We start from the raw sequence: 12,047 nt of genomic DNA, 5'->3' as shown, positions 1-12,047 counted from the left end.
TCCCCTTCGTTAAAGCCTGAAGGCTCCCCGGCCAAAGCCGGGGAGCCTTCTTCGGTGCTATTTCGCGACTGCTTCGGCCTTCTTGACCTCTGCAGGCCTGGTGGCCTCGGGTTTGAAGTCCACGCCGGCTTCCTTGCGCTGCTGCGGAGTAATCGGCGCGGGCGCGTCCGTGAGCGGGTCGTGGCCGCCGCCGGACTTGGGGAAGGCGATGACGTCGCGGATGGACTCCACGCCGGCCAGCAGGGACACCACACGGTCCCAGCCGAAGGCGATTCCGCCGTGCGGGGGCGCGCCGTACTTGAAGCCTTCGAGCAGGAAGCCGAACTTGGTCTGGGCGTCCTCCTTGTCCAGTCCCATCAGTTCGAAGACCCGCTCCTGCACGTCCCGCTGGTGGATACGGATGGAGCCGCCGCCGATTTCGTTGCCGTTGCAGACAATGTCGTAGGCGTAGGACAGCGCGGACTCGGGGTCCTTGTCGAACGTGTCCAGGAATTCCGGCTTGGGCGAGGTGAAGGCGTGGTGCACGGCGGTCCACTGGCCGGCGCCCACTGCAACGTCACCTGAGGCGACGGCGGCAGCGGCAGGTTCGAACATGGGGGCGTCCACAACCCAGCAGAAGGCCCAGTCGCTGGGGTTGATCAGGCCGGTACGGTGGCCGATCTCCACCCGAGCGGCACCGAGGAGGGCGCGGGACGGGGTCTTCTCGCCGGCGGCGAAGAAGATGCAGTCTCCCGGCTTGGCGCCGACGGCGTCGGCGAGGCCGGCACGCTCGGTGTCCGTGAGGTTCTTGGCCACCGGCCCGGCAAGCTCGCCGTCCTCCTTGTACAGGACGTAGGCCAGACCCTTGGCGCCACGCTGTTTGGCCCATTCCTGCCAGGCGTCGAGGGCGCGGCGGGCCTGGAAAGCCCCGCCCGGCATCACCACGGCACCCACGTAGGGTGCCTTGAAGACACCGAAGTTGGTGTCCTTGAAGAATTCCGTGAGCTCGGTCAACTCCTGGCCGAAACGCAGGTCCGGCTTGTCGGAACCAAAGCGCGCCATAGCGTCGGCGTAGGTGATGCGCTGGATGGGCGTCGGGATTTCGACGTCGATGAGCTTCCACACTGCCTTCACAATGTTCTCGCCCAGGGTGATGATGTCGTCCTGGTCCACGAAGCTCGCCTCGATGTCCAGCTGGGTGAATTCCGGCTGGCGGTCCGCGCGGAAGTCCTCATCCCGGTAGCAACGCGCGATCTGGTAGTACTTTTCGAAGCCGCCAACCTGCAGAAGCTGCTTGAAAAGCTGCGGGGACTGCGGAAGCGCATACCAGGAACCCGGCGCCAGGCGTGCCGGAACCAGGAAGTCGCGGGCGCCTTCCGGCGTCGAACGCGTCAGCGTGGGGGTCTCGACCTCCACGAAGCCCTCCTGGTGGAGCAGCCCGCGGGCCACCCGGTTGGCCTCGGAGCGCAGCCGCAGGTTGCGGCTGGGGCCGGGGCGGCGGAGGTCCAGGTAGCGGTGCTTCAGGCGCGCTTCCTCGCCCACCTCCACGTGCTCGTCGATTTGGAACGGCAGCGGCTCGGAGGTGTTGAGGATGACCACCTTGTCCGCCATGACCTCGATATCGCCGGTAGCCAGGGCCGGGTTTTCGTTGCCCGCCGGGCGCTTGGAGACCGTTCCGGTCACCTGCAGGACGTACTCGTTGCGCAGGCCGTGGAAAACCTCTTCCTCACGGACCACAACCTGCGCAACGCCGGAAGCGTCACGCAGGTCCACGAATGCGACGCCACCGTGGTCACGGCGCCGTCCCACCCAGCCGGCCAGGGTTACGGTTTGTCCAATGTGCTCGGAGCGAAGGGATCCGAGGTCATGTGTGCGCAGCACAGCACGCCTTTCTGAAGACAGCTGGAAATATAAAAGGGATCGTTGCAGGAACGGCCCTGTCCGAGTTTACCCGCTGGACAGGGACCCCCGCCTCACGGCCGCTCCGGAAAGCGGGGGGCCCTCACACGGCGGCGGGAGCCGGGGCGGTCGCCGCCACCTGGACCGAGAGGTCTTCCGACGGCGGCATCCAGGTTTCCGGGGCGGCCTCTGCCTGCTCCCCCGTGCGGATGTCCTTGACCTGGTGCGTTCCGTCGTCGTCCGTGAACCAGACGAACGGGATACCCCGCTTGTCCGCAAACTTGATTTGCTTGCCAAACTTCTCCGCCTTTGCGGCCACTTCCGTGGGAATTCCGCGGCTCCTGAGTTGGGCTGCAACGTCCTGGGCCGCACCCCAGCTGTCATCGGAGGTGAGGGCCACCAGCACCGCGGTGGGGACGGACCGTGAGGCCTTGGCCAGGTCCTGGCTAAGGATGCGGGACACCAGCCGGGTGACGCCGATGGAGAGGCCAACGCCCGGGAATTTCCGGTTGCCCTTGGATGCCAGAGCGTCGTACCGGCCGCCGGAACAAATGGAACCCAGCTGCTCGTGGCCTACGAGGACGGTCTCCACCACTGTGCCGGTGTAATAGTCCAGGCCGCGGGCGATGCTGAGGTCGGCGACTACCTTGCCGGGTGCCCGCTGGACGGCGGCGTCGATGACCTGGCCGAGCTCGTCCAGGCCTTCGTCCAGGAGGTCGTCGCTGACGCCAAGGGCGCGCACCTGCGCAACAAAGGAGGTGTCCTCGGTCCGGATCGCGGCCAGCTGCAGGGCTTTCTGCGCCTGCTCGTCTGTGGCGCCCAGCTCGGACTTGAGGAGTCCGGCCACCTTGTCCGGGCCGATCTTTTCCAGTTTGTCGATGCTGCGGAGCACGCCGGCGGTATCGTCCAGGCCGATGCCGCGGTAGAAGCCTTCGGCCAGCTTGCGGTTGTTGATCCGCAGCCGGAAGTCCGGAATCGGCAGCGCGCTCAGCGCCTCGGCAATGACCAGGGCGATCTCGACGTCGTAGCGGAAGGGCAGCTCGCCGTCGCCCACCACGTCGATGTCCGCCTGGGTGAATTCGCGGGCACGGCCTTCCTGCGGCCGCTCGCCCCGCCACACCTTCTGGATCTGGTAGCGCCGGAACGGGAACGCCAGGTACCCGGCGTTTTCCACCACATAGCGGGCGAAAGGAACCGTGAGGTCGAAATGCAGGGCCAGGGCGTGCGGATCCGCCTTGCCTCCCTTGACCGGGTTGTCGCTCTCGTCCTCCTGGAGCCGGCTGAGCCCGTACACTTCCTTGTCGATCTCGCCCTTGCGCAGCAGCTGCCCCACGGTTTCCACGGCACGGGTCTCAATCGAGGCGAAGCCGTGCAGTTCGAACACGCGCCGCAGGGTGTCCAGGACATGAAGTTCCACCAGCCGCTCCTCGGGAAGCCACTCGGGGAATCCGGACAGGGAGGCGGTGCGTGCCATGGAAAGTTCTCCTCTGAATGCGCCGGAACCCTGCCGCGGGGTGCCCGTACGGGCGCCGAACCGCGGCGGTCCGGCAAGTCATGCATAAACTATGTGCGGCAGTCAGTTTATGCGTCATCGGTGTGCATCTCTAATGCGTCCGGGCGGCAGGGCTGGGCCGTCACATCGCTGCGCGTCCGGCTGCAAGACCCGGTGCGCGGAGCCCGACAATGAGGAGGATCCTTGGCGGCCAGTTCACGCAGTGCCCGCGAAGCGAAACGGCGCATCCAGCAGATGGAGGCCAAACGCGAGCTGCGGCGGGACCAGGAGAAGCGGCGCAAGCGGGACAACCTCGTAGCCGCCGGCGCCGGTGCCGCCGCCGTGGTGCTCGCCGTCGTCCTTCAACTCACTGCCTTTGCCGGAAACCCGACCGAGGACGAATTCGCTGCTGCCGAAGCCGGGCTGACCAGCCCCTCCGCCTCAGCCGACCCGTCCGCAAGCCCTACCGCCCAAGCCACCAACGGACCGAACATTCCCGCCGCGGATACTGCAGCCGGCAAGACCTTCACGGGCGAGCTGGTCCTGAACGGCAGCCCGCTGGGCGTGGAGCTGGACGGGAGCAGCGCGCCGCAGGCTGCCGCGGTCTTCAAGTCCCTCAGCGACGAGGGTTTCTACAGCGGCAAGACCTGCCACCGCCTCACCACCGCAGACGCCTTCGGCGTCCTGCAGTGCGGCTCGGCAGGCGGCGACGGCCAGGGCGACCCCAACTACACCTGGGGACCGCTCGAGAACACACCGGCGGACAACAGCTATCCGGCCGGGACCATCGCGGTGGCCCGGACGGGCAACAATGCCTACGGCAACGGGACCCAGTTCTTCATCGTCTACAAGGACACCACTATCCCGGCGGACAGCGCGGGCGGCTACACGGTGGTGGGACGGGTGACATCCGGGCTGGACGTGGTGTCCAACATTGCGGCCGCCGGCATCACGCCGGGCAGCAGCGACACAGACGGCGCACCTGCGCAACCAGTCACGATAGACTCGTTTTCTCTGAAGTAGGAAGCCCGGCCGTCGCGGCCGGCGTGCATTACGTGAGTATTTCCCTCCAAGCGAAAGACTTTTAGCGGTGACAGACAGTCAGAAATCCGACGAAACAGCAACAGACCTGACCGAAGCGGCGGTGCCCGCCGGCGAAGAGGCAGGGACTGAGGCAGCCCGCGCACCGGAAACGGAAGCTTTCGCAACGGAAGCAACGTCCATCGACGCACCGGCGTCCGCCGCACCTGCACCCGCCCCGGTTCCCGGGCCCAAGCCGTCAGCGCCCTCACCCGCCGCCTTCGCGTCACGCCCCAAGCCCGCAGCCGTTCCGGCACCGGCACCGGTCCAGGCTCCCCCTTCAACGTCGGCTGCAGAAGCCTCCAAGTGGGGCCGGGTGGAAGGCGACGGCCACGTTTTCCTCACAATCGACGGCGGCGAGCACCCCGTCGGCCAGTACCCCGGCGTGAGCAACGACGAGGCGCTGGCCTACTTTGCGCGGAAATACTACGACGTCGTGGCACAAATCGTGCTGCTTGAGCAGCGCGTCAGCTCGAAGGCACCCAGCACGGACATGCAGAAGACGGCGAACCACCTCCGGGAGCAGCTCGCCGAACGCAACATGGTGGGTGATCTTCGCGCCGCCGAAGCCCGGCTGGACAAGTTGTCCGCGCAGATTGCGGACCTCGAAAAGGCCGAAAAAGCCGAGCACGAAGCCGTCCGCGCGTCCGAGCTTGCTGCCCGTGAGGCCATCGTCGCCGAGGCCGAACAGATTTCCGCCCAGGACCCGGCACAGACGCAGTGGAAAACTTCCAGCGCCCGGATGAACGAGCTCTTCGAAAGCTGGAAAGCCGCACAGAAGAGCGGCGTCCGGCTGGGCCGGAGCAACGAGGATGCGCTGTGGAAGCGGTTCCGTGCGGCCCGTACCGTTTTCGACCGTCACCGCCGCGCCTACTTCTCCCAGCTGGACAGCAATAACTCGGCAGCCAAGGCTGCCAAGGAAAAGCTGATCGCCGAGGCCGAAGCCCTGTCGACCTCCACGGACTGGGGCTTTGCCGCCGGCGAATACCGCCGGCTCATGGACCAGTGGAAGGCGTCCCCGCGAGCCAGCCGCAAGGACGACGACGCCTTGTGGGCCCGTTTCCGCGCCGCGCAGGACGTGTTCTTTACCAACAGGCAGGCTGCCAACGACGAGATCGACCAGGAGTACGCGGCAAACCTCACGGTCAAGGAAGCACTGCTGACTGAGGCGAACGCCATCCTCCCGGTCAAGGACCTCGCTGCTGCCAAGAAGGCTCTGCAGTCCATCCGGGACCGCTGGGAGGAAGCCGGCAAGGTTCCCAGGGGCGACATGGGCCGGATCGAGGCGGGCCTCCGCAAAGTTGAGGACGCCGTCCGGCAGGCCGAGGAAGAGCAGTGGCAGCGGTCCGACCCCGAGCGCAAGGCGCGCACCAACAGCGCCCTGTCCCAGCTTGAATCTGCTATTGCGGGGCTGCAGGACGATCTCGCCAAGGCGGAAAAGACCGGTGACCAGCGCAAGATCAAGTCGGCCCGGGAAGCCCTCGAAGCCCGCCAGGCCTGGCTTGACCAAATTCAGCGGTCGGCCAGCGAGCTGTCCTGATTCCGGTTTCCTGAGTGTAGGCTTCCGCGCATCAGGCCCGGTTCCGGTTATCCACATACCGGAACCGGGCCTGTCGGCTTCAACCGGGGCTTGGCAGGATGGGCGAATGGCAACACCACCGGCTCCTCCTGCGGGGCACGATTCCCTATCCGGCAGCCAGGTTGCGCCGCCACGGTTTCCCGAACTGTATGCGCCCGGCATGCCGTTCGCCGGACCGGAGCTGCAGTCCCTCGCATCGGACGGACTCCTGGTCCGCCTCAACCAGCACGGCTATACCCTGCCCGGGGTGCTGGCTTCTCCGCAGTTGCGTGCCCGGGCTGCCGCCGGTGCCGTCCCGGCAGCAGTCAGGCAGCGGGTGGTGGCGGGACGTATGACGGCCGCCTGGATCTACGGGTGTGCCGCCGAGCCGGACAGGCTCGCCCTCCTCGTGGACACCAAGCGGCGCGTATCCAGTCTCCGCAATACGCGGGGCTGCAGCCTGCACGAGGTAAAGCTCGGCCCGTTCGACGTTGTCAGCCTGGGCGGCCTGATGGTGTCGAGTCCGCTGCGCACGGCGCTGGATATCGCCCTGCATGTGGACACCGAGAGTGCCGTCCCCACCCTCGCAGGCCTTCTGGCACGCCCGCAGAACGACGTGCGGCTGCGTCTGCTGGTCCTGGCGATTGAGGCAAGCCCCCGGGTGCCCCACAAAAAGGCGGCCTTGGAAAAGCTCGCCCGGCTAGCTCCGACGCTTGTTGCCGGTGGTCCGGTAGACGTCGAACACCCCGTCGATCCGGCGGACGGCGCTGAGGACGTGGCTCAGGTACTTGGGGTCGCCCATCTCAAAGGCGAACCTTGAGATGGCCACACGGTCCGTGGACGTATGCACGCTCGCGGCAAGGATGTTCACGTGGTTGTCCGACAGTACCCGGGTTACGTCGGACAACAGCGACTTGCGGTCCAGGGCTTCCACCTGGATCTCCACAAGGAACACACTCGACTGGGTGGGCGCCCAATCCACGTCCACAATGCGGTCCGGCTGGTCCTTGAGGTCGGAGATGTTGGTGCAATCGGTCCGGTGTACTGAAACGCCGGAGCCGCGGGTGACAAAACCCAGGATGGGGTCCGGCGGCACCGGCGTGCAGCAGCGGGCAAGCTTCACCCAGACGTCGCCGACGCCGCGCACCACCACACCGGAGTCGGAGAAGCGTGCCTTGGTGACCTGGGTGGGGATGCTGACTTCGGTGATGTCGTCGTCGGCGCTCTCGTTCCCGCCGAGGCTCTCGACGAGCTTCTCCATGACCGCCTGGGCGGACGTATGCCCATCGCCCACACCGGCGTAGAGCCCGGAGATGTCCACGTACTTGAACTCTTCGGCCACCGCGGCCAGGGCCTCGTGCGTCATGAGCCGCTGCAACGGAAGATTCTGTTTCCGCATGGCGCGGGTCAGCAGTTCCTTGCCGCGGTCGATCGCCTCTTCACGGCGTTCCTTGCTGAACCACTGCCGGATCTTGTTCCGTGCCCTGGCGCTCTTGACGAAGTGCTGCCAGTCCTGGCTTGGCCCTGCGCCTTCGGCCTTGGAGGTGAAAATTTCCACCCAGTCGCCGTGGTTCAATTCGCTGTTGAGCGGGACCAGTTTCCCGTTGACACGTGCCCCGATGGTGCGGTGCCCCACTTCAGTGTGGACTGCGTAGGCGAAGTCCACCGGTGTGGAGCCGGCCGGCAAGGCCATGACCTCACCCTTGGGCGTGAAGACGAACACCTCGCGGGCGTTGATTTCGAAGCGCAGCGAATCGAGGAACTCGCCGGGATCCGAAGTTTCCTGCTGCCAGTCCACCAGCGACCGCAGCCATCCCATGTCCCCGTCACGGGGGCTTCCCGGCCCGACGGCTGTCCGGTTGGGCTGGTCCTTGTACTTCCAGTGCGCAGCCACGCCGTATTCCGCGCGGCGGTGCATCTCGTGGGTCCGGATCTGGATCTCCACCGGCTTGCCGCCCGGGCCGATCACCGTGGTGTGCAGCGACTGGTACATGTTGAACTTGGGCATCGCGATGTAGTCCTTGAACCTGCCCGGGAGCGGGTTCCAGCGCGAGTGCATGGTGCCGAGGGCCGCGTAGCAGTCCCGGACAGAGTCCACCAGGACACGGACACCCATCAGGTCATTGATATCGTCGAAATCCTTATCCCGGACGATCATCTTCTGGTAAATCGAGTAGTAATGCTTGGGCCGGCCGGTGATGGTCGCCTTGATCCGGGCGGTCCGCAGGTCCTCGGTGATCTGGTCGCGGATGACGCTGAGGCTCTTCTCGCGCTCGGGCGTCCTGTCCCCCACCATGCGGACAATCTCTTCGTACACCTTTGGGTAGAGCGCCGCGAAGGACAGGTCCTCAAGTTCCCACTTGATGGTGTTCATGCCCAGGCGGTGTGCCAGCGGGGCGAAGATTTCCAGCGTCTCCCGCGCCTTGCGGGCGGAAGACTCGGCGGACACAAAGCGCCACGTGCGGGCGTTGTGGAGCCGGTCGGCCAGCTTGATCATCAGCACGCGGATGTCCTTGGCCATGGCCACGACCATCTTGCGGACCGTTTCGGACTGGGCAGCCTCGCCGAAGCTGACCTTGTCCAGCTTGGTGACGCCGTCCACGAGCATGGCCACTTCAGGACCGAAGTCCCGCTTGAGGTCCTCCAGCGTGTAGGGCGTGTCCTCCACGGTGTCGTGCAGCAGGGCCGCCGCGAGAGTGGTGCCGCTCAGGCCCAGCTCGGCGAGGATGGTTGCCACCGCTACCGGGTGGGTGATGTAGGGGTCGCCGCTCTTACGCTTCTGCCCCCGGTGGCTCTGTTCGGCGACGTCGAACGCGCGCTGGATGAGGTCGAAGTCCTCTTTGGGGTTGTTGGCCCGGACTGTCCGGAGCAGCGGCTCCAGGATGGGCGAATAGGTGGCCGTGTTCCGTCCGGTCAGCCGGGCCAGCCGGGACCGGGTCCGTTCCCGGCGGCCGGGAAACGTGGGGCGGGACCCCGAGTTGTCAACGGGCACCAACGAACCAGGGCGCGCTGATGCCGCGGCCCCGGTTTGAACACCGGCAGGATTCTTGTCTCCCTGTGCCGTTGGCGCTGACGCCGAACGTTCTTCCAATGAAGCACCCCTCACCACCGTTTCAATTACCTCAGTCTATTCCCCACGGCGGTGAGTTTTATAACCGGCCCCTAAACGCACAGCGGGCCGGACCCCGTGGAATCACGTTGTCCGGCCCGTTACAGGCGGCCTGGCTTTGACGGCCCTCGTGTTGCGGCGGATCAGGCCCCTGCGGGAGCCGCGGAAGCGCTGCGCTCAGTGCTCCGGCGGTGGGACACGCGTTTGGCCTGCTTCACGAGGTCGGGCTCATTCCGGCGGAGCCAGGCGTACATCGGGGCGGCCACGAAGATGGTGGCTGCCGTGCCGATGAGGATGCCGACGAACAGTGCCAGCGACAGGTCGCGGAGCGTCCCGGCGCCCAGCAGCCCGGCGCCGATGAACAGGATGGCACCCACCGGGAGGATGGCAACCATCATGGTGTTGATCGAACGGACAAGGGTCTGGTTGACGGCGAGGTTGACTTCCTCCGCAAAGGTGCGGCGGGTGGACGAGTCGATATCCGCCGTGTTCTCGCGGATCTTGTCGAAGACCACCACCGTGTCGTACAGCGAGTAGCTCAGCACTGTCAGGAAGCCGATAATCGCCGAAGGCGTAACCTCGAAGTCGCTCAGCGCGTAGACACCGGCAGTGACGAACATTGTGACCGCCATGCCGGCGATGGCCGAGAGGGACATCTTCCAGGTGCGGAAGTACAGTGCCATCAGGACAGCCGCGAGCAGGACGAAGATGACCAGGCCGATCAGGGCCTGCTTGGTGACATCAGCACCCCAGGTGGGCCCCACGAAAGTGGAGGTCACCTCGTTGTCGGTGACACCGTACGCCGTGGTCAACCCCTCCTTGATGCGGAGCGTTTCGTCATCCGTGAGCCTGTCCGTCTGGATCCGCATGGTGGTTCCGGCGACGTTCGCAACGCGGGGAACACTTCCCTCGACGACGTCCGTGACGGCCTTCTCGCCCAGGGCCGCATCCGTGGTCTGTACGTTAGAGACCGTAAATTCCGATCCGCCACGGAATTCAATGCCGAGGTTGAAGCCGCCCTTGACAACCGGGATGAGGATGGACAGGGCCACCGCTACGGCAGCTATGAGGAACCAGATCTTCTTGGCGCCCACGAAGTCGTAGGAGCGCTTCCCGGTGTAAAGCTCGTTGCCGAAATTGGCGAAGCCTGACATTACTTGTTCTCCTTCGCTGCCGTCTTGGAGGAACCGGCAAGCTGCTCCTGCTTCTCCGCCAGGCGGCGTTCAGCGATAGTCATCCGGCGCTCAGCCTCAGCGGCTGCCCCTGCGTTCTTGGCCCGGACCACTGCCGGCTTGACTTCAGGGGTCCGCAGGCGTCCAGCACCGCGGTACAGCGGCACGGCCCCGAGGCGCTTGGGGTCAAGGCCGGACAGCGGATGTCCCTCGCCGAAGAACCTGGTGCGGGCCAGCAACTGCAGCGTCGGGTGCGTGAACATGAACACCACGATGAGGTCGGCGATGGCGGTGAGGCCAAGGGTGAAGGCGAAGCCTCGGACGTTGCCGACGGCCACGAAGTACAGGACCAGCGCCGCCAGGAGGTTGACGGCCTTGGAGGCCAGCACCGTGCGCTTTGCCCGCTTCCAGCCGTTTTCGACGGCGGACACCAGCCCGCGGCCTTCCCGGAGTTCGTCGCGGATGCGTTCAAAGTAGACGATGAACGAGTCAGCCGTCTGGCCGATGGCGACGATGATGCCCGCCACGCCGGCCAGGGAGAGCCGGTAGTTTTCGGTCCAGCCGAGGATGGCGATGGCCAGGTAGGTGAGGATGCCGGCCACCACCAGCGAGGCGATGGTGACGAAGCCAAGCGCCCGGTACTGGAAGAGCGAATAGACCACAACCAGCAGCAAGCCGATCAGGCCCGCCAGGAGGCCCATCCGCAGCTGTTCCCCGCCGAGGGTGGCGGAAATCTGCTGCTCGCTCTGGATCTCGAAGCTGATGGGCAGGGCACCGAAACGGAGTTGGTCTGACAGCGTCTTGGCGGTCTGCTCGGTGAAACCGCCGGTGATCTGGGGACGGCCGTCGGTGATCACGGCAAGGGCACGGGGTGCGGAGATGACCTGGTCGTCCAGGACGATGGCGAACTGCGCCTTGGGGTCGGTTCCTGATTCGCCGCCCGCAGCCACATAAAACTGGTTCAGGCGCTCGGTGACCTCTTTGAACTTGGCGGTGCCTTCGTCGTCGAACTGGATGTTGACGGCCCAGTCGTTGGTGACGGCGCCCTGGGCGCCCTGCTGCAGCTGGAAGGAGGAGGTGACGATGTTGCTGCCCTTGACCTCCACCGGACCAAGGATGTACTTGATCGCCGGATTGGTGTCCGTAGCCGGTTCACACGTGACCAGCGGCTTGGCGGGGTCGGAGCGCTCCTGCTCGTCCTGCGACGGGTTGTCACAGTCCAGGGCCTCGAATTGGCGGTAGACCTCGGGAGTGATCCAGTTGGTGTCACTGCTGTTTACAGGCTCAGCCGTCGGCTTGGGCAACTGGTCTTCCGGCGCGCGGGATTCCTCGGGGACGGGTGCGCCGGCACCGTTAAGCAACACCGGGCGGAAGTTCATGTCGGCGGACGCCTGGATCAAGTCGCGGGTCTGGCTGGAGGGTGTTCCCGGAAGGCTGACCACCACGTTGCGCCCGGACTGGGTGCTGATTTCGGCCTCGGCGACGCCGGATCCGTCGACGCGCTGGCGGATGATCGCCACCGCCTGGTTCAACTGTTCCTCGTTGATCTCTGAACCGCCCTCGACCTTCGGCGCCAGGATCATCTGGGTTCCGCCCTCAAGGTCCAGCGCGAGTTTGGGCGCCCAGCTTGCCTGCCCGGTGAGGGTGCCGCCGGCCAGGACAGCGGTCAGCGCGGCGATGATTACACCGAGCCAGACCAGGACCCGGAGGCCTGGTTTCTTAGGGCCAGTTCGTGCCATTGTCGATCTTTCTCTTGAT

Annotated in this window: 8 protein-coding genes; 3 read left to right on the top strand and 5 right to left on the bottom strand. The window is 65.8% G+C overall.

Annotated features, from left to right (window positions below; all coding sequences use genetic code 11):
* Positions 1-57: 57 nt before the first annotated feature.
* Both aspS and hisS read right to left on the bottom strand, forming a co-directional pair.
* Positions 58-1,860 carry an aspartate--tRNA ligase gene (gene aspS / locus FDW83_RS00880; protein WP_138135738.1) on the bottom strand — a complete coding sequence of 601 codons (1,803 nt, stop codon included), beginning with the start codon at positions 1,858-1,860 and terminating at the stop codon, positions 58-60.
* Positions 1,861-1,981: 121 nt separating this feature from the next.
* Positions 1,982-3,352 (bottom strand): histidine--tRNA ligase, encoded by a 1,371-nt coding sequence (gene hisS, locus FDW83_RS00875; protein ID WP_138135737.1) that lies wholly within the window; start codon positions 3,350-3,352, stop codon positions 1,982-1,984.
* Between the two features lie 222 nt (positions 3,353-3,574).
* On the opposite strand from hisS, the gene FDW83_RS00870 reads away from it, so the two are divergent.
* The 3 genes from FDW83_RS00870 to FDW83_RS00860 all read left to right on the top strand — a co-directional run bounded on the left by FDW83_RS00870 (position 3,575) and on the right by FDW83_RS00860 (position 6,828).
* Positions 3,575-4,393, top strand: coding sequence for a peptidylprolyl isomerase (locus FDW83_RS00870; protein WP_138135736.1), 819 nt, complete (start codon positions 3,575-3,577; stop codon positions 4,391-4,393).
* Between the two features lie 67 nt (positions 4,394-4,460).
* Positions 4,461-5,990, top strand: coding sequence for a DUF349 domain-containing protein (locus FDW83_RS00865; protein ID WP_138135735.1), 1,530 nt, complete (start codon positions 4,461-4,463; stop codon positions 5,988-5,990).
* Positions 5,991-6,096: 106 nt separating this feature from the next.
* A complete protein-coding gene (locus FDW83_RS00860) occupies positions 6,097-6,828 on the top strand; it encodes a type IV toxin-antitoxin system AbiEi family antitoxin (RefSeq protein WP_240720790.1) in 732 nt (243 codons plus the stop codon).
* Here FDW83_RS00860 and FDW83_RS00855 read toward each other — a convergent pair.
* From FDW83_RS00855 to secD, 3 genes are all read right to left on the bottom strand, one after another.
* The gene (locus FDW83_RS00855; RefSeq protein WP_138135734.1) at positions 6,709-9,099 is read right to left on the bottom strand and encodes a bifunctional (p)ppGpp synthetase/guanosine-3',5'-bis(diphosphate) 3'-pyrophosphohydrolase; all 2,391 of its coding nucleotides are present in this window, start codon (positions 9,097-9,099) and stop codon (positions 6,709-6,711) included. The genes FDW83_RS00860 and FDW83_RS00855 overlap by 120 nt on opposite strands.
* 161 nt (positions 9,100-9,260) lie before the next feature.
* Positions 9,261-10,271, bottom strand: coding sequence for a protein translocase subunit SecF (secF, locus tag FDW83_RS00850; RefSeq protein WP_138135733.1), 1,011 nt, complete (start codon positions 10,269-10,271; stop codon positions 9,261-9,263).
* Positions 10,271-12,028: a protein translocase subunit SecD gene (gene secD, locus FDW83_RS00845; protein WP_138135732.1), complete on the bottom strand. Its 1,758-nt coding sequence runs from the start codon at positions 12,026-12,028 to the stop codon at positions 10,271-10,273. The genes secF and secD overlap by 1 nt, the downstream gene beginning before the upstream one ends.
* Positions 12,029-12,047 lie beyond the last annotated feature (19 nt).

The sequence above is a fragment of the Pseudarthrobacter sp. NamE2 genome, assembly GCF_005796205.1.
In the GTDB taxonomy this organism is placed as follows: domain Bacteria; phylum Actinomycetota; class Actinomycetes; order Actinomycetales; family Micrococcaceae; genus Arthrobacter.
This window is presented reverse-complemented; position numbering and strand designations above follow the sequence as displayed.